The 17,362-nt window shown below is 56.1% G+C and carries 15 protein-coding genes and 1 pseudogene; 6 read left to right on the top strand and 10 right to left on the bottom strand.

The features are described from left to right. Positions 1 to 17: 17 nt before the first annotated feature. Positions 18 to 641 (bottom strand): hypothetical protein, encoded by a 624-nt coding sequence (locus CSAL_RS10115; protein WP_148266824.1) that lies wholly within the window; start codon positions 639 to 641, stop codon positions 18 to 20. Between the two features lie 42 nt (positions 642 to 683). Next, the gene (locus tag CSAL_RS10110; RefSeq protein ID WP_011507287.1) at positions 684 to 1,037 is read right to left on the bottom strand and encodes a hypothetical protein; all 354 of its coding nucleotides are present in this window, start codon (positions 1,035 to 1,037) and stop codon (positions 684 to 686) included. Positions 1,038 to 1,346: 309 nt separating this feature from the next. Here CSAL_RS10110 and CSAL_RS10105 point away from each other — a divergent pair, with 309 nt between their 5' ends. Continuing rightward, positions 1,347 to 3,017 carry a methyl-accepting chemotaxis protein gene (locus CSAL_RS10105; protein WP_011507286.1) on the top strand — a complete coding sequence of 557 codons (1,671 nt, stop codon included), beginning with the start codon at positions 1,347 to 1,349 and terminating at the stop codon, positions 3,015 to 3,017. Positions 3,018 to 3,224: 207 nt separating this feature from the next. Here CSAL_RS10105 and CSAL_RS10100 read toward each other — a convergent pair whose 3' ends face one another. The 4 genes and pseudogenes from CSAL_RS10100 to CSAL_RS10085 all read right to left on the bottom strand — a co-directional run bounded on the left by CSAL_RS10100 (position 3,225) and on the right by CSAL_RS10085 (position 11,620). Beyond that, positions 3,225 to 4,955: an HD domain-containing phosphohydrolase gene (locus tag CSAL_RS10100; RefSeq protein ID WP_011507285.1), complete on the bottom strand. Its 1,731-nt coding sequence runs from the start codon at positions 4,953 to 4,955 to the stop codon at positions 3,225 to 3,227. A gap of 727 nt (positions 4,956 to 5,682) precedes the next feature. After that, a pseudogene (locus CSAL_RS17730) lies at positions 5,683 to 6,120 on the bottom strand (adenylyl-sulfate kinase). After that, positions 6,120 to 10,367: an O-linked N-acetylglucosamine transferase family protein gene (locus tag CSAL_RS16960; protein WP_011507284.1), complete on the bottom strand. Its 4,248-nt coding sequence runs from the start codon at positions 10,365 to 10,367 to the stop codon at positions 6,120 to 6,122. The pseudogene CSAL_RS17730 and the gene CSAL_RS16960 overlap by 1 nt, the downstream one beginning before the upstream one ends. Positions 10,368 to 10,549: 182 nt before the next feature. Continuing rightward, positions 10,550 to 11,620, bottom strand: coding sequence for a FliC/FljB family flagellin (locus CSAL_RS10085; protein ID WP_011507283.1), 1,071 nt, complete (start codon positions 11,618 to 11,620; stop codon positions 10,550 to 10,552). Between the two features lie 234 nt (positions 11,621 to 11,854). Between CSAL_RS10085 and CSAL_RS10080 the strand changes: the two genes are divergently transcribed. Continuing rightward, a complete protein-coding gene (locus CSAL_RS10080) occupies positions 11,855 to 12,091 on the top strand; it encodes a DUF2835 family protein (RefSeq protein ID WP_011507282.1) in 237 nt (78 codons plus the stop codon). A gap of 94 nt (positions 12,092 to 12,185) precedes the next feature. Then, a complete protein-coding gene (locus CSAL_RS10075; protein WP_011507281.1) occupies positions 12,186 to 13,211 on the top strand; it encodes an adenosine deaminase in 1,026 nt (341 codons plus the stop codon). Between the two features lie 155 nt (positions 13,212 to 13,366). Here CSAL_RS10075 and CSAL_RS10070 read toward each other — a convergent pair whose 3' ends face one another. The 4 genes from CSAL_RS10070 to flgA form a co-directional block, all read right to left on the bottom strand. Then, complete coding sequence (locus CSAL_RS10070) at positions 13,367 to 13,558, bottom strand: hypothetical protein (protein WP_043558349.1); 192 nt, start codon at positions 13,556 to 13,558, stop codon at positions 13,367 to 13,369. Positions 13,559 to 13,779: 221 nt separating this feature from the next. Further along, a complete protein-coding gene (locus tag CSAL_RS10060; RefSeq protein ID WP_011507279.1) occupies positions 13,780 to 14,232 on the bottom strand; it encodes a flagella synthesis protein FlgN in 453 nt (150 codons plus the stop codon). Between the two features lie 81 nt (positions 14,233 to 14,313). Next, positions 14,314 to 14,604, bottom strand: coding sequence for a flagellar biosynthesis anti-sigma factor FlgM (gene flgM / locus CSAL_RS10055; RefSeq protein ID WP_035409833.1), 291 nt, complete (start codon positions 14,602 to 14,604; stop codon positions 14,314 to 14,316). A gap of 187 nt (positions 14,605 to 14,791) precedes the next feature. Beyond that, positions 14,792 to 15,547: a flagellar basal body P-ring formation chaperone FlgA gene (flgA, locus tag CSAL_RS10050; protein WP_011507277.1), complete on the bottom strand. Its 756-nt coding sequence runs from the start codon at positions 15,545 to 15,547 to the stop codon at positions 14,792 to 14,794. Between the two features lie 257 nt (positions 15,548 to 15,804). On the opposite strand from flgA, the gene flgB reads away from it, so the two are divergent. Genes flgB through CSAL_RS10035 form a run of 3 tightly spaced genes read left to right on the top strand, consistent with a single transcriptional unit; the run spans position 15,805 to position 17,360 of the window. Further along, on the top strand, positions 15,805 to 16,224 hold the full coding sequence (gene flgB, locus CSAL_RS10045; protein WP_011507276.1) for a flagellar basal body rod protein FlgB: 420 nt from the start codon (positions 15,805 to 15,807) through the stop codon (positions 16,222 to 16,224). Between the two features lie 9 nt (positions 16,225 to 16,233). Further along, entirely contained in the window at positions 16,234 to 16,641 is a 408-nt protein-coding gene (flgC, locus tag CSAL_RS10040; protein ID WP_011507275.1) for a flagellar basal body rod protein FlgC, read from the top strand. An 11-nt stretch (positions 16,642 to 16,652) separates the two neighbouring features. Further along, a complete protein-coding gene (locus CSAL_RS10035) occupies positions 16,653 to 17,360 on the top strand; it encodes a flagellar hook assembly protein FlgD (RefSeq protein WP_011507274.1) in 708 nt (235 codons plus the stop codon). Positions 17,361 to 17,362 lie beyond the last annotated feature (2 nt).

Below are 17,362 nucleotides of genomic sequence, written 5' to 3'. Positions count from 1 at the left end.
TCTCTCATCGCGCTCCGTCAGACCGGGCGAAACTCCGCGTGAAGCTTGCCATCGCGCACCATGACGTAAGCCATGTTGCGCTTGCCGGCATCGTCCACCCAGTCAATTTCATTGACGCCTGGCTTGAGCACCGACTCAGCCGCTTCCAGCGATGTGGCGGAAGTGCCGTTGACCGACACGACGATGGCGCCCATGGGTAAGCGGCTTTGCAACGGACTTTCCGCGCCCACTTCGACCAGTTGAAGGCCGGTACTGGCCGGGGCGGCTTCGGATGGCTTCGAGGTGCGCGATGATGGCTTGGGCCGTGAAGGAGCCGGGGCGGTGGGGAGCGACCGCTCACTGCCTGCTCGCGATACGCGGCGTTGCCGAAGCTGCCAGTGTGCGGCGGTCACCAGCAGCATCATGAGGATCAGGACAGCCGTCATGACGATGTTGCCGATGGCCAGGGCCGTGACATGCTCGGCCAGCAGCGTGGGTGCCTCGCGCTGAAGCATCAAGAGCTTGTACGTCGTGTAGGGGAGGGTTGCCATGACCATGATCCACAGCAACACGAGAAAGAACTGACTACGCAATAACGCTCGCATACGCTTCAAGCCGCCACGGTAAAAGAAGTAGAAATATTCTTTAACGTAGTATGCCAAAAAACAAGGCGTCGGGCGCTGCTACCAATGACTACAAGTACATCACGCGCGCGTGTGCGCCTTCACCTGTTCATACAGTGTTTTCGCGTTGTCCATCGCGATGGCCTCGTTTTCGTCCAGTTGCAGTATTGACGAGCCGGCACGGTCGCCGTTCTGGAAGGCGCGAATCACCGAGGCATGGCGGCGAGTCACGCTGGCGACGTTCATGCGAATTGAGAGCAGCATCAATTCGAACCGACGCTTCTGATCCTCTCGGCGCTCGCGTTCTTCCGCCGAGTCCGTGGTCTCGATCAGCGAGGCCAGTGTCGTGCTGATCAATCTTTCGATGAGGTCGAGGCGCGGCACGATCTCGTCATTCAGCTCACTTACGGTCATTTGGGTACGGGAAGAAGACATGGTATCGCCTGTAAAGAAAGACACTCAGCACGACAAGGGTGCTATGACTCTCAGGGATATCGGCATGGATCCTGCCAACTTTAGCGTTTTGGCACGTCATCGTGGCGATGGATAGGCATGGCTGCCTTGGATCCTCGTGTGAACCTGGGTAGATATTCTGAATATATTTATTCTGATAAAGAGATATTTTTATCACCAAATAAGATTTTATCGCTGGCTGCGTTCGACGATATAAAGTTTTTTCTCCACCCGTCGATATCCTCGTTATATACACAAAAAGTAATTACGTGTGCGCTCGGGGAGAGAGTTATGTCGAATATTCTAAATAAAAAACAGCTGAATAAAATTAGCGTCAAGTATGCGGCCGCTTTTATTGCGGTGGCATTGTCGATGTTGACGATCGTGGTGGTGGACGAGCGATTGGTCAATCTCGTCAAGAAGCGGATGACCGCCTTCAGTGGTGAATTCAATGTGGCGATTTCCAATGTCCTGAATGCGGATCGAGACCTGTATCAGGGGCAAATGTCGGTACTGGAGCTTCTAGATGAAGAGCCAGAAAGCGACGAAAGTCAGCAATTCACAAAAGCTTATCAGGAAAACGCCGAGCAGGCTTATGATCGCATGCAGTCATTCGCGGCACTCATGTCGAAATATCCGGACGTAGTAACGGAGCTCGAAGAATTCGAAGCACGCTTCGACACCTGGGTAGGTGTATCCGATGATATCGTCGAGTTGCACCGAGGTGGCGAAGTAGAGAAAGCGCAAACATTATTCGATGAAGAGAGCACGCGTCGCTTCAATGAGCTGCGCGAAATTTACGATCTTGCTGGCCAGGCCGTGAATGCAAAAGTGACCGAACTCGAAGCATCGATGCTTGACCGGATCAATACCCAGCAGACGTGGGTCATCGCTATTTCGGCGGTCATCTTCATGGCTGCCATCGCGCTCGCGTTGATCGGCCCACGTAGAATGTCGAAAGCGATTCGGGACGTCAGTGAGCGAATCCGCGATATTGCCGAGGAAGACGGTGACCTGACTCAGCGTATTGAATCCCGCCGTAGTGACGAAATCGGCGAGCTGAGTGAACGCTTCAATGGCTTCATCGACCGGATAGATGGAACGTTGCAAGCGGTTCGCTCAAGTACGCTTAGTGTCAACTCGGCCTCGGACGAAATCGCCAAGAGCAGTCAGGACCTTGCGTCACGTACCGAGCAGACGGCATCCAACCTGCAGGAAACCTCGTCGTCGATGGAAGAAATTACCGCGACGGTTCGTCACACGGCCGAGACGGCCACACAAGCCGATGAACTATCACGCCGCAGCGTGGAGGTGACTCGTGCCGGTCAGACTGCGATGCAAGACGTCGAAACGACCATGAAAGATATCGGCGAGTCCGCATCACGCATCAACGAGATCATCGGCATGATCGATTCGATTGCCTTTCAGACCAACATCTTGGCGCTGAATGCGTCCGTCGAGGCGGCACGAGCCGGTGAGCATGGCAAGGGCTTCGCCGTCGTCGCCGAGGAGGTCCGCACGCTGGCCGGGCGCTCGAGCGATGCCTCACGTGAAATTCGCGAACTGGTCAACAACTCCGTCGCCAATGCCGAGTCAGGTTCGGAGAAAGTGCGTAAAGCCGGCCAGACGATGGAAGACATTGCCGGTAGCATCGAGCGAGTTACGCAACTGATCGGTGAAATCAGCACCGGCTCCCAGGAACAGAGCAGCGGCATCAGCCAGGTCAACACGGCCGTGACCGAACTGGATACCATGACGCAACAGAATGCGGCGATGGTTGAGCAAAGCAGTGCCGCCGCCGATGAAATGAGCCATCAAGCGGAACGTCTCATGGCCCTGATCGACTCCTTCAAGTTGAGCCATACCGAAGAAGGAGAATCACCAGTGCGTCAGGCCCTCGTACCTAGACAGGGTGAAGCATCGTACGCCGGTAAAAGACAGGCCCCGCTGCTGGCTGGCTGAATCATGTGGAAAAGGGGCCAGCTTGACTGCTGGCCCAAGCCTTGCCAATGGCAAGCGTCGTCACAGCGAGTTGACGGCAGCCGCGCATCGTGTGCTTGTGCGGTACACCGCGAGTGGATGTCCGTATGATGGCGTGGCTGCTGACTCAAACGCTATCGGCCAGGCATCACAGAACTTTAGTGCCCATGGCCGATAACCGTTGTCGCCTCAGGCCTTATGGTTGACGTTATAGTCGTTGGGGTTGACGACACCCTCCAGTCGGCCGATCTGGGAAAAGTCGGCCGAAGTGAGCACTGTATCGATACTGGCGTCAATGAATGACAGGTTCTTCACGACATGCACTTGCGTCGGCATCCCCTTGTTGTCGATATCCATGATCCAGGCTAAGAAGCCCCGCGAAAACTTGGCCAGACTTCCGATCGGGTACAATCCATACTGTTGAATGTAATCGATGATGATCGTGCGGTCGTACAAGTGCTCATGCTCATGTACCCAACGGTAGGCATCCAGCGGCGTACGGGGCGATACGCCGTTGCGTTCGTGAGTATATTTATTGATCGCCTTGATAACACTGACCGTCTTGGCGGTCTCGGACAGCTCGCGCGCCGTCTTGCCGGCAGGATAGCCGCTGCCGTCGAGCAGTTCGTTGGCATTTTCGATGATATCCCGGCATTCGGGACTAGGTTGCCAGCCCAAGGCATCGGTTTTTTCGAGCAGTTGCTCCACGTGCCTACGGAGAATCTCCTTCTGCTGAGGCGTCATGTTGGTCTTGAGCGAGGGCAACTGCTCGCTCATGAGTAGCGGTTTCCCCATGGTATGCAGCAGGGCGCCGGCCACGGCTTCGCGCAACTGAGGAGAGTGAGGGTCACGCAGCACCATCATGTCCGCCAGGTATGCGGACACCTGAAGCGCATGACGTACCCACTCCGGTTGATCCTGCAAGTAGGACAGCGCGTACAGCAGTGCCTTTCGGTCCTGCTTGACCAGGTGAATGAGCGAATCGGTGCAGTCGTAGAGCGTTTCTTCCGGGAACGCGTTCCAGTTCTTGACGAAGATCAGCACCGCCTGCAGCTGGCGCGCGACCGAGCGCACTCCCTTGACCATGGGGGGAGCATGGGGAAACTCGGTCGACTTGTGAGCGTCGTGTTTCAGGATATCGCTCTCCTTCTTGCGGGGAATGAAAACCGGCGACTGGCTGACACCGCGCCCCTCGATACCGGCCCGGTACGCCGATTCACGTTCCGATTCGGAGACCAGGCGATACAACGCGTGTTCCATGTCGTGTTCCACATCGACGAATTCGATGCCCACCGCTGCGTGTCCTTCGTTGCCGAACGGGCGCATGTGGCGTATGCCGCCTGGAGAATGGAAGTATTCTCCATTCGGAAATTCGATAGTGACGCTAGGTAGTCGTTGTGTGACATAGAGCGGCAGGCTGTCTTCCAACGCGATATCGACCATGCAGCCTCCCGTGGAGAGGTTGCGGACACGTCCCTTGATGAGCAGCTCGTTGGTATAGACTTCCAGGTTGGCTTGGGCACGCATCCCCAGGATGAAAGGGATACGTACCGCGCCACGAGACTCTCGCGCGAAAAGCTCATCCGTGATCTGACACTTTATTTCGTAGACGCCGGATTCTTTCTTTAGCGGCTTTGCCTTGATCTTTTCGAAATTATAGATTTCCGATGCCTCTTCATCGGAAGCCGGTGGAACCTCGATATCGAACGATAAGTTTCCTTGATAGAAATAGGAGTCGATTTCGGGTTTTTCATAATTGACTATCAGGTCGAAGGCGCCCGTCTCCAAGTCCAGATTAGTAATGTCGGCTTGGAGCGGGCGTGTTGTCTTTTTTGAGAAGATAGTCACTGTATGCTCTTTCGATACCAGTGATCGGAGCACACCGGCAAGATGGTTTCCAGAACTACCCTTGGTCAGCATGGAGCACCTGCTATTTATTAAAATATTGCATCAGAGAGTATTGCCGGGATGAGAGGCGTTCTCACTGATGATTGGGTCTTGATTGTCTAAAATTCTTATTCCTAATTAAAATTAATTTTTATTAATGTTTTTGCAGCTATCATGACTTCCACCTTCAGGGAAGCGCCTGCGTCAACACCCTCCCTGTGTGCTGACCGACGGCTCATGAGGGTCTTGAGTAGGCTATACACTGGCGGTGGATACCGCCAGACGATTGCTCTCTCAAGAGTCGTTATATCACATATGAGTGAGATGACTAGTGCTGTGCGTGTCGCTTGTTTTGCAAGGGATTAGAGAAGAACAATCGCTATCTTTTGTCGGGCATACGAAGGTATCATTGACGAAGGGCGGGGCACGATATGGGCTTGCTAACACCTCGCAAGATGACGTTATCGTGACTTTTAATGTTAATGCGTCTTGTTCATTATGAGTACATTTCACTGGTAGTGGCAAGAGGCACGTTTCTTGAGGAAAGACGCTGCTAGCACTCCAGCGCCAGGTGACGGATGAGCTTACCTCTTTTAGTATGACGGTGGCTTCTGCGGGAGCAGGTAGCCTTGAATTTGCAGGTAGTGGCGATCCGTTCCGAAGCCTCTCGCGGCGAGACACCACCATTTACGATGTGCAATTCGGGCGCTTCGGGGGCTCACAAGGGTAATCGACCCCAGTGCAGCCCTTGGGCAGCTCCCTACGCGCCCGTTGGTACAGCGTTTGGTATCGTGCCGCTCACGAGTGATAAGCGAGGTATGGATGAATACCTGGACGAAGTGACCGCCATGCGCTCCCGCTCCGCATCGCGGTCGCCCCGAAAGAGGAAAATGAATGCTGTCAGCGTGACCATGCCGGCATCGACGAATAGCCACGACATCTCCCTAATGCAGCGAATGTTCTCGATCCTGCCCCGGTCGGAAAACCCGAGGTCTCAACTCAAGTCGTGGCACACCTTGTCATCATCAAGCAGATAGGTGCGCTTGCCCATCGCGTGCAGCTTTTCTTCCACCAGGCCGGCAATAGTGGACTTGCCCGAACCGCTCAGCCCCGTGAACCAGAGCAGGCACGCCCTGTGGCCATTAAGGCGCTCACGGTGTGAACGGTGGATTTTGTGATTATGCCATATTTTTGTCATTATTTTTTCTTCGCTATTAATTGCCTTACTTTTTCCTCGATGAGCTGGACTGTATAGCTGCGAAGGTCTTCTGAAACTAAGATATGATGGTCAATATTTTCTGGTATATACTTGTTGTCAACCTCATTTGTGCTTTCTTTGGATATGTAGCTATTTATGTCGAAGTATTCGCATTGTGTGTCTTTTGCAAGACCTTTTATTTTTTTGTTTAACTCCAGTGCGAAAATTGCTCTACTTTCATAAGAATCGTACTTCGATCTTAGCTCTGCTAATAGCGAGTGTTTTGTGGTGTCGCAGCTTATATTTTCTGTTATTATTCTGGATACATAGCTGACGGCCGCGTCATGTTCCTTCAGCACTGGAAGGTTGACGCCCTTTATAACAACTCCTGCGCAGTTGTTTTTTATTTCAATTATGAATCTTTTATAGTTCTCTATAAGTAAGTCGAAAAAGTAATTAGGAGAAATTCTTTCTTTTTTTATTATCTTTCGATAGTAGAACCCTAATTCTAGGTCTACTTGGCCAAACCCAAGGGTGACAAAGTCATTAGGGTTTAAGGAGTTTGTTATTTTTTTTCTTGTTTCTAATGTTGACTTCCTTTTTCCCAGTCCCAGTATGGTCGCGCCATGAATAACATGTACTAGAAGTGACTCTTCATTGCTGTTTTTATTAATATTTTGTATCGATTGTATGTGGGAGTCACCAAAAACCTTGATCTTCCCTTTCTCTGAGGTGCTTTCTTTTGTAAAATCTAGGGTTTTCTCTAGATTTTTGCATTTGGCATCTACTATAGCAACTTCTTTTTTACTTAGCCCTTTCTTCCACACGCCACGGTTGTCATGAATAGGCTGTGTCATCTGCCATGAACGTAGCGAGATATGGTTTTCCTCGCCCCGGCCATCCGTTTTTTTGGCATCTTCTATACCAAACCATTTGTAGTTTTTTTTGTGGAAATCAAATACTTCTTCCGTGTAAGTCAAGTCTAGGAAAGATAGTATTTCATGTACAACTGATTCCTTCCTCGTGACAAGGTTCTCATATTTTACTAGCTTTATCCAACTTTCGTTCTTGAATTCCAGAAGTGCTTTGTTGTCGCTTATCCAACGCTGTACGCTGTGCTCGAAATTCCCAGAGCGTTTTTTCAAAGATGATACAACATCTTTGCTGTCACGAGTCATGGCAATTATTTGAGCATTTGGGAATTTTTCTTTTATTTCTTTTATTTTGTAGATATGCCTTGGCGTCTTTTCGCAGACAATGCTTTTTCCTTCCCTTCGAGATTTGCGCTTTTCTTGGTAATATTCGTTATTTAGGTTTGGGTTGTTCAAGAACCAGTAAGTCTCTCTTGGTATTGTGTGGACCTCAGGGTGAGCTCCCAGTAAAGAAGCCATCAGAGTAGTTCCGCTATGTCCGCACCCTACAACAAAAATAGTTTTGTCTAGTATCTGGCTTTCGTTTGCACTATATTTTTCGTTTTTTCCTTCTGTTGTCGGGAAAATTTTTTTTAGTCCTTCCGCATGCAGGTAGGAGAGGCTTTTCTGATCTTCTGAATTCTCCAGTAGATTATATGTAATGTCTTTAATGCCATATATTGAATGCAGCAGAAACGCGAGCCGCATGCGCTGATTATCGGAGAGTGCTTCCATTCGAGCGTAACTGGGCAGTAACAGGGCGTCTGCGCTTGTCAGCTCTGTAGCCTGGCGCTGTGCCTCCGGTACCTCCTCGGGGAGGTGGCTGCGGTGCTGCGGTTCATGCAGCCGATATAAGCGGAAGCCGTTACGACTTGCCCAATGCTGAATTTCCGCCAGGTTGGGTTGCCGTTCGTGGGTGGGCTGAAACGCGACCTTAACCTGAAGCAGCAGGGTGTCTTTCAGCGCTTGGGTGCCATTGTCGAGAATCGCAGAGGCGTCATTCAGGCCATCCAATACCAGCCAGTCGATGGCGGGTAGGCCCTGGATGCTATCCAGCGCGATGGTATTGAGCGGCAGCCGGGTGAGCACCTGGCTGCCTTTGCGGATGGCCTCAGGCTGATACTCGTCGTCTAGCGGTGCCAGGCTCGCGCTCAACTTGGGGTCGAGACAGGCATGCAACTGGCCTGGCTGGCCGTCTCCCAGCGTCGCATTGGGGTAGTAATGAACGCCCTTGTGCTGCTTGAGCGAGGTGTCCGGAGCTTGGCTGCTGGGATCGAAGGCGATCAGCTCGAGCGCTTCCTTTTGCAGCAGTTGGCGAACGACGTCGCTTTCAAGCAGTTGCCCGCCGTTGTCCACGGCGATGAGCTTGCCGTCGAATTGCCATTGAAACGTCGAGTCATCCTCGGGGGCCTCGGCGTAATGGATTTCCACCGGGACATCCTCGTCCTCGAACCGAGCTTCGCCTTCCTTGTTGAAGGTAAGCGAGGCGGGCGCCTTGTCGTCGCAGTAACGTTGCCAGATGGCGCGCATGGCATCGGTGAAGTGTTTGGCGAAGCGTGGGCCGTCACACACGGGAGATTGCAACAACACGTCACGCAGATGCTGCCGAATGGTGCCCAGGCTTTCCAGATCGCTGGCAAGCTCGATCACGCGTGCACGATATTCGTCCCAACTGTTGACTACCAGTTCCGGCATGCCGGCGTGTACCAGGTGTGTCGCGCTATGGCGGCCGGCAAAGGTCGGGCCGGGGAGAGTCACCACGGGGACCCCCATGATGAAGGCCTCGCAGGTCGTCAAACCACCCGAGTAGGGCCAGGGATCGAGGGCGATATCCGCTCGGTTGTAGGCGTCCAGCATCTCGTAATTGCTGCCCGGCCCCTCGATGATCAAACGCTCGCGAGCAATGCCCGCAGCTTCAAGTGTGGCATATAGGCGTTCGCAGAAACTCTCACTGGTGTAGGGGCGTCCCTTGAGCATCAAGCGGGAATCAGGCAGCTCGTGCATGATGCCTGCCCACTGCTTGAGCGTGACATCATTGAGCTTGGTGGGGTTGTTGAAGCACGCTAGTGTGATATAGCCGTTTCGCTTGGCCGGCAGTTCGCGCAATGCAGGCAACTTTGCAGGCGGATCGAAGACGATATAGTCGTCCGGCAGGCGGATGAGTTTCTCGGTATAGTACTCGTCTTCGCCTCCAGGCGTCTCGACATGATCGCTGATCAAGTAATCGATGGCCTGCACACCCGTGGTATTGATCAACCCGCCGACCCATTTGACGAGCAATGGTGCCGGCTGCATGGCAATCGCGCGCATTCGAGTACCGGCATTATGGCCTGATAGGTCAATAAGAACATCAATTTCGTCATCACGAATTTGCTGTACGAGGTCGTCATCGTTCAGGTGTCGAATAGGGTACCATGTATGAGTTTGATTCTTGATGCGCCGTGTCAGCGCGTCATCGATTTCACTACTGCTATAGGCCACCAGTGTCATCTGGTTCGGTGGTATGTTTTCCAGGCAGCGGACGATCATCTTGCCCACGGGGTGATTGCGAAGGCCATCCGAGAGCAAGCCGACTTTCAAGTGGCGCTGGTAAGATTTATCTACGCGTGCAGGCCGGGGGGAGAGTGCGCTCTTTTCGGGGGCGAAACGCTTTTCCCAGGATTTGGCAAAGGCCGCAATCTCGGTGCGACTGGCACGGGGATCGTAGTGCAACGCAGTCAGATGATTGGAATAGGGAATGGCATTGTGTGGCGCTAGCGCGCTAGCTTTTTGATAACAGCGATATGCTTTGTTCAGCAACCCCAACTCTCGATACATGTTGCCAGCACTATTCCAAGGTATGTAGCTGCTTGGTGTTAGCTTGATGAGTTGGTCGTAAATGTCGAGAGCTTCATTGTAACGATATAAGGCACTTAGACTATTAGCAAGAGAGTCGAGCACACGCAAGCTCTTCGGAGAAAATTGCCAAGCTTTTTTAGCGTATTCAATGGATTTGTATGGCTTTCCCATGTCGAGATAAAGGTAAGAGAGGGTTGCCAAGCCAAATGCTGAATTGGGCGCCAGCTCCAAGGCATCCTGGAGATGCTGGAGGGCATCCTGGAGACGATGCTGTTTGTGTGCGACATAGCCCAACCATTCTTCCTGTTCATGATGGTTAGGACGCAGCTCTCGTGCTTTTTCCAATGAGGCCTTGGCGTCATAAAATTCTTTTTGGCCAGCTTGCAACTTACCTAGCGTAAGCCAGGCATCAGGATCCGTGGGGTGACGCTGAACCTGCTTGCGTGCTTGCGGCAGCGTGAGCTTGTTAGTGCTTGATGAGTGGCGTTTCTTGGACATAAAGGTCGCATCATGACGGTGGTCGATACCATCACTATAAAGCGATGCCACAATATCAAAGAGAGGAAAAGGCTCTTGGGAAGGGAGCTTTTGCGCCTTTTGCAGCAGATGACTGTTATTTCGCTAAAAAAGCGGGCCCGAATGGGCCCGCTTCATTACTGCCGTGGCTGGCTGGAGAGCGATTAGCCCAGCAGAGACAGCGCGTTCTGCGGCAGCTGGTTGGCCTGGGCCAGCACGGAAGTACCTGCCTGCTGCAGAATCTGGTTACGGGTCATGTTGGAGACTTCGTCCGCGTAGTCGGCATCTTCGATGCGCGAGCGAGCAGAAGAGAGGTTGGTCTCGGTGGTGCTCAGGTTGGTGATGGCCGAGTCGAAGCGGTTCTGCATGGCACCCAACTCAGAGCGTTGGCTATCAACGTTGCTAATTGCAGCATCAATGTCAGCCAGTGGAGAGAGACCATTTGTGGATAGTTCATCAGCAGTCAAGGCGCTATCCGAGTCAAATGTTACCCCTACTGAGCTTGTATCAGCAGAAGCTACTGACATTGTAGCATCATAGTAGTTGCCTTGGTCATCACGAACGAAAGTGCCGCTATCATTTTCTACGACGGAGTACCCGTCGAAATCACTGACAGCACCTGTGCTGTCAGTGAAGCTAAATGTTGCGTCATCAGCTGCAACTGTTGAGCCGGAGTCATAGCCACCTGCAGAAACTGACTCTGCGCGATCAGAAACGTCAAAATTACTGAGGCCAAGAGTCTCCGCATTAACTTCCTGAAGGTTCATGGTGATGGTTTGGCCATCTTCAGAACCGACTTGGATGGAAATTTCTTGGTCGCTAGCGAGAACGTCGACGCCGTTGAAGCTGGTTTCTTCGGAGATACGGTCGATCTCACCCAGACGCTGGTTGATCTCGTCCTGGATGGAATCCAAGTCTTCCTGGCTGTTGGTGCCGTTTTGAGCCTGAACGGTCAGTTCACGCACGCGCTGCAGGTTGTCGTTGACCTGGTTCAGAGCGCCTTCGGTGGTCTGGGCAACGGAGATGCCGTCGTTGGCGTTACGCTGCGCCTGGCTCAGACCGGTGATCTGGCTGGACATGCGGTTGGCGATGGCCTGACCGGCGGCGTCGTCGGCGGCACTGTTGATGCGCAGACCGGAAGACAGGCGTTCCATGGAAGTGGACAGAGCGCTCTGTGACTGGCTCAGGTTCTGCTGGCCGATCATGGCCGTGATGTTCGTATTGATAACTGCCATTTTGACTTTCCTCTCTGTTGGGCTCCATTGGCTTGCCGATCGGTGACACCGGGGCTTGCCACAACGGCGCCGTTGGCCGTTACCTCATCTATCGGCGCGGGAAGAATTCGCTTTAGGGTGAATTGCAAATTTTTTCATGCGACGTGGCTGGGTATACTCGTGCCGCATCTTTTGCATGTGTCTCAACATGTGCCGTGCCGTTCCCTGCCTGCCCATTTGGAGTGCCTGCCCGCCATGCCCTCGCTGGATATCATGCTTGACCTGTCCCTCGAGACCTGCCGTTACCACTACGAAGGCGCCATGCAAACCGTGATCGCCACCAGCGTGGACGGCCGCCGGGTCAGCTTTCCCGCCGTGGCGCTGCGCCGCATCGTCACCCCGGACGGGGCGCGGGGCGTGTTCCGCCTGACGTTCAGCGAGGAGGGCAAGTTCGTCTCCATGGTGGCGGTCAGGCGTTGGGAGGCGACATGACAGCGGGGCCATTTCATTGCCCAGTCCCCCCATTGGCTTCGCAACGCGCTTTAGGCATGCTTGACCGACCGGACAACACGAGGCGAGTGACACGATGACGACACGCGACACGGAGATGACAGCCTGGCTGCGCGAGTTGCCCAAGGCGGAGTTGCACCTGCACATCGAAGGCACGCTGGAGCCGGCGTTGATGTTCGCCCTGGCCGAGCGCAATGGCGTGACGCTGCCTTACGAGTCGGTGGAAGCGGTGCGTGCGGCGTACGACTTCGATGACCTGCCGTCGTTTCTGACCTTGTATTACCAGGGGATGGGCGTGCTGCACACCCGCGAGAACTTCTTCGACCTGGCGATGGCGTATTTCGACCGCGCCCGGGAAGACGGCGTGGCGCATGTCGAGCTGTCCTTCGATCCGCAGGCGCATCGTGTGCGTGGCGTGCCGCTCGAGGCGCCTTTCGAAGGGCTACTGGCGGCGTGTCGGGAGGCCGAGTCGCGGCATGGCATTTCCTCGGCGTTGATCATGAGCTTTCTGCGCGATCGCGATCCCGCCGAGGCGATGGAGGTGCTCGAGCAGGCCGCTCCCTGGCACGCCTCGATCGCTGCGGTGGGGCTGGACAGCGCCGAACGCGACCATCCCCCGGGGCGGTTCGCCGAGGTGTTCGCTCGGGCGCGGGCCATGGGTATTCCCGGCGTGGCGCACGCAGGGGAAGAAGGCCCTGCGGCCTATATTCGCGAAGCGCTGGAGACACTCGATGTGTGCCGAATAGATCACGGCGTGCGCTGCCTCGAGGATGCCGATCTGGTGGCGACGCTGCGCGAGCGCCGGATTCCCCTGACGGTGTGCCCGTTATCCAACGTCAAGCTCAAGGTGACGCCCACGCTTGCCGAGCATCCATTGCCGGCCCTGCGGGATGCTGGCTTGAACGTCACCCTCAATTCCGACGATCCCGCCTACTTCGGCGGCGGCATGCTGGATAATCATGTCGCCTGTCACGAAGCCTTCGGATGGACGCGGAACGACTTCCTGGCGATGACACGCAATGCACTCGAAGCCGCCTTCATGGCGGAGGAAAGGCGGGACGTCTTGCTGAAGCGGCTGGATAACGTTGCCCAGGACGTTTAGGCCAGCACCAGGAAAGAAAAAAGCCCCAGCCAAATGGATGGGGCAAAGTTTGCTTTGTACGCAGAGACTAAACTTGGGATGCAGCGTAGCCTCAAGGCATATATTACCCGCAGAGGTGCCATACACTAAGGCTGAAATGCTGCCAATAACCTGCGTTAATCCTTGTAATCGATCGTGTTGCGGTGATGAACGCAACGTGGTGGTGGCATGGGGGCGCGGCGCTGGTAGTGCGCGCCATGCCGGGGACGATTGAGTGGTGGCGTGCGCGTGCGCGAGGGCTTGGCAGGGTCGGCGGGGAGCGCGAGGCTGATCAGCAGCAGACTCAAGGCAACGGCGACGAGGTCCATGGTGTCGGGTCCCTCAGACGATGAGCATGCCATCATTATGGTGCAGTTTTGGCGATTTCTCATGCGCGATGCGGCAATGTCGATCCTGATGCTGAACGTGCTTATGGCGGGCCCGCGTGCGGGGATGGGGCAGGCCGGACAAGGGATCGGTCACGGACGGAGAGTCGCGTGCGGGGAGGGCGAAAACCGGCAGGTACGAGAATGACTGGATGCGATAACGCCTAGACGCGTGAGCTGATCCGGTTGAGCCCTTGGCGGCGCGAGCGGCCATCGGGTTCGTACAGGGTGCTGCCGGCGGCTTCCTTGAGGAAGTTGAGCATGCGCTGATTCTGTTCCATGCGGTTCATGGCCAGCAGGCCGTTGATGCGGTTGAGCTGGCGTGCCTCTTCGCCGATGGTGCGCAGCTGATGCCAGCTATCCAGGCGCTGCGCTTCGGTCGCGGCACGTTCGGCGCTCTGGCGGCTTTCACCGTGGCCGAGCTCGCGCATGACGTCGCGGCGCTGCGCATCGAGGGTTTCCAGCTCGGCGGCAACCTGAGATTTCGCTTCGGCGAGGCGTTCCAGTTCGGGGCCGTCGATCTCGCCTTGCGTCAATGACTGACGCTCCTCGCGCAGCAAGGTCACGAAGCGCTGCATGGCATCGAGTTGGCGGTCTAGCGTTTCGGCGAGCGACATAATGGTGTCCCGTTCTCATGGTGGTTTGCCCGTGGGGCGGCCCAAGGGCAAACAGCGTCGTCTATCCGACGTGCCGTGGCATCAGCGCTCGGCGGTATCGCCCAGCAGGTCGCGGACGCTGTCGATCAAGCCGTCGGCGATCTTGCCGGTGTCGAGTTCGAGCTGGCCATCGCTGATGGCCTGGCGAATCTCGGCGACACGGCCGACATCGATATCCTGGCTGGTATCGGCTTCGTTGCTCTGACTCAGCGTGGTGATGCTTGCCGGGGAACTGGCTTGCGCGGTGTCATCGCCACGGCGTGTGCGCTGGGCGGCGTCCCCTTGCTCACTCTGAGTTGTCTGCGTTGGCGGATGTAGATTGGAGATTTTCAAAATTGAACTCTCTTGCAGCGCGGGCTTAACCCCTGTATCGGCCACACTCGCGAAAACTGTAGGCATTGACCCTATCTTTTTACACTCGGTCTTGAACCTGCCTTTACATGGCTCGGGTCATGACCGTGCCGCCGGCATTATAGCGGGTGTTGGGGAGGCGGTCAGGCATGACGATCGAGACTGGCGATCAATAACGCACCGTGAGCCTTCCCTGCGCATCCACCTCGCCACGAATCACCTGCCCATCGGGCATGCGTGCGCGTATCGCATCGCCCTTGCCGCCATTGTTCAGTGCCTCGCCCTCGCGGGTCACCGAGAAGCCGTCGCCGCGGGCGATGAGCGTCACGGCCTCGCCGCGATGCACCAGATACGGCTGACGCAGCCTGTCGCCGCGCAAGGCCATGCCCTTGACGAGGCGCTGCATGACGACCTTGCCGATGGCCTGGCTGGGGTCGTCGAGGGCGTTGCGGGGTCGGCGCGAGACATCGGCGCGTTCCCAGCCGAGCATGTCGGCGCTGAGACGCTGGCCGCGCTGGATGGCGGTGGCCGCCACCAGGAAGCGCACGCTGGCCGAGACGCGTGCCTGTACATAGCGGACCTGCTGGTCGTTGCTGCAGCGCACACCCACCATGACACGCCCCTGCGGCACACCGTCGCGAGGCAGGAACGGTTGCGGCGATTGGCATTCGGGCAGTCGCGAGGTGTCGCTGTTGACCTCGACGCTGACGTCGTCGCCCAGCGAGGCGGCCTGGCTCAGCAGAAAGCGCTGGGTGGCCTGGGCGATGGGGTCGTCCGGCACGGCAAGCGCCGCGGAGGGCGCCATGGCCATCAGCAAGCCCGTCACCAGCAAGCGTTTCACCTTCATCGGCAAGCCGGGCGCGCGCCCTTTGAGGCGCCGCGCATAGGGAAGTGCCCGAACTGCCTTGCCGAGGAAGCGCTGCATTGCATGAGCCCCTGCCTGAAGTTGAGTGAACGGGAAGTCGCCTGCGTTGACCGGAAGCAAGAATCGAGGCGAATGGTCGATGGCCTGATTCTAGTGGGACGGCACACCGAGCAAAGGCGGAAATGGCGCTCAAATATCGGCTTGTTTAGTCGTTTGCCGTGACGGCGGCGCGGCTATTCTGCATCGTGCACATTTCCCCATGTCTAGCGAAGGGGAACGACACGCGACACGAACGCGATGAGACAGGGACACAGGGCATGATCGACAAGCTTGCAGGCTACCTGGATTACCATCAGGAAGCGCTTGGCCTTCGCCACGAGCGCCAGAAGGTGCTGGCCAACAATATCGCCAATGCCGATACGCCGAATTACAAGGCGCGCGATTTCGATTTCTCGGCGGAGCTGGATCGCGCCATGCAATCCGGCGGCGGTCGGGAAGGCGGCCTGTCGCTCGCCACGACATCCGCGCGGCACATCCCGGCTCAGGCGCCGGGCGGTGGCGGTGTCCACGATCTCCTGTATCGCGTTCCCGAGCAGCCGAGCCTGGATGGCAACACCGTTGACATGGATCGCGAGCGCGCCGCGTTTGCCGACAACGCGCTGCGCTATCAGGCCAACACCACGATTCTGACGCGCAAGATCCAAGGCATCAAAGGTGCCATGCAGCCGGAAGGCTAAGGAACTGATATGTCCATGTTCAGCATTTTCGATATTTCTTCCTCGGCGATGAGCGCGCAGTCCCAGCGCATGAATGCCACCGCCAGCAACATGGCCAACGCCGACAGCGTGGCCGGGCCCGATGGCGAGCCGTATCGCGCCAAGCACGTGATGTTTCAGGCGCAGTCCCAGGGCGGCAGCGAGCTGGGCGGCGTGCGTGCCACCGAGGTGGTCGAGGACGATGCGCCACCGCGCATGGAGTACCGCCCCGGGCACCCGCTGGCGGATGAAGACGGCTATGTGGCCATGCCCAATGTCGATCCGGTCGACGAAATGGTCGACATGATCGCGGCGTCGCGTTCCTACCAGGCCAACGTCGAGGTCATGAATACCAGCAAGTCACTGATGCAACAGACACTTTCCATCGGACAAGGATAACGGAGAGCGACATGGCCAGCCCCGTCATCGGCAGTAACACGCTTGCCTCGATCAATAGTACGCCCAATGCCAATGCCTCGAACGAGACTCGTACCACGGGTGCGGAGTCGTCCGAGGACCTCAACAACCGCTTCATGACGTTGTTGATCACCCAGTTGCAGAACCAGGATCCGACGAAGCCGATGGACAACTCGGACATGACGGCGCAACTGGCCCAGATCAATACGGTCAGCGGCATCCAGGAACTCAACGACTCGCTGGGTGATATCAACGAACAGATCGATGCCGGCAAGACCTTGCAGGCCTCCTCGTTGATCGGCCAGGGCGTGATGGTGCCGGGCAGCACCGTGCGTGTCGGCGAGACCGAGGACGGTGGCGTCGTGGCCACGCCGCTGGGCGCCGAGCTGGCAACTGGTGCCGACGAACTCGAGATCACCATCACCAATGGCTCCGGCGAGGTCGTCCATCGCAGTGTCGAGGAGAATGTGCCGTCTGGCGTGCAGTCCTTCGATTGGCCGGGCACGGGGCTGGATGGCAATGCCGTGGCCGAGGGCGCCTATAACGTCGAGATGACGGCCAGGGTCGGAGGCGAAGAGGTGTCCGTCACGCCGCTCAACTACGCCTTGGTGCAGGGCGTGACCTCGGGTGACAACGGGCCGACCCTGGACCTTGGCACCTCCGATAGCGTCGCGCTCGAAGACGTGCGCCAGATTCTTTGATC

This window comes from Chromohalobacter israelensis DSM 3043 (genome assembly GCF_000055785.1).
GTDB lineage: Bacteria > Pseudomonadota > Gammaproteobacteria > Pseudomonadales > Halomonadaceae > Chromohalobacter > Chromohalobacter israelensis.
This window is presented reverse-complemented; position numbering and strand designations above follow the sequence as displayed.

What these genes read in the sequence shown, in the direction of transcription:
- flgC (WP_011507275.1), top strand. Translation starts at nt 16,234, where the DNA reads ATGTCCATGTTCAGCATTTTCGATATTTCTTCCTCGGCGATGAGCGCG.
- CSAL_RS10110 (WP_011507287.1), bottom strand. Translation starts at nt 1,037, where the DNA reads ATGTCTTCTTCCCGTACCCAAATGACCGTAAGTGAGCTGAATGACGAG.
- CSAL_RS10100 (WP_011507285.1), bottom strand. Translation starts at nt 4,955, where the DNA reads ATGCTGACCAAGGGTAGTTCTGGAAACCATCTTGCCGGTGTGCTCCGA.
- flgA (WP_011507277.1), bottom strand. Translation starts at nt 15,547, where the DNA reads ATGCAGCGCTTCCTCGGCAAGGCAGTTCGGGCACTTCCCTATGCGCGG.
- CSAL_RS10035 (WP_011507274.1), top strand. Translation starts at nt 16,653, where the DNA reads ATGGCCAGCCCCGTCATCGGCAGTAACACGCTTGCCTCGATCAATAGT.
- CSAL_RS10080 (WP_011507282.1), top strand. Translation starts at nt 11,855, where the DNA reads ATGCCCTCGCTGGATATCATGCTTGACCTGTCCCTCGAGACCTGCCGT.
- flgB (WP_011507276.1), top strand. Translation starts at nt 15,805, where the DNA reads ATGATCGACAAGCTTGCAGGCTACCTGGATTACCATCAGGAAGCGCTT.
- CSAL_RS10085 (WP_011507283.1), bottom strand. Translation starts at nt 11,620, where the DNA reads ATGGCAGTTATCAATACGAACATCACGGCCATGATCGGCCAGCAGAAC.
- CSAL_RS16960 (WP_011507284.1), bottom strand. Translation starts at nt 10,367, where the DNA reads ATGTCCAAGAAACGCCACTCATCAAGCACTAACAAGCTCACGCTGCCG.
- CSAL_RS10060 (WP_011507279.1), bottom strand. Translation starts at nt 14,232, where the DNA reads ATGTCGCTCGCCGAAACGCTAGACCGCCAACTCGATGCCATGCAGCGC.
- CSAL_RS10105 (WP_011507286.1), top strand. Translation starts at nt 1,347, where the DNA reads ATGTCGAATATTCTAAATAAAAAACAGCTGAATAAAATTAGCGTCAAG.
- CSAL_RS10075 (WP_011507281.1), top strand. Translation starts at nt 12,186, where the DNA reads ATGACGACACGCGACACGGAGATGACAGCCTGGCTGCGCGAGTTGCCC.
- CSAL_RS10070 (WP_043558349.1), bottom strand. Translation starts at nt 13,558, where the DNA reads ATGGACCTCGTCGCCGTTGCCTTGAGTCTGCTGCTGATCAGCCTCGCG.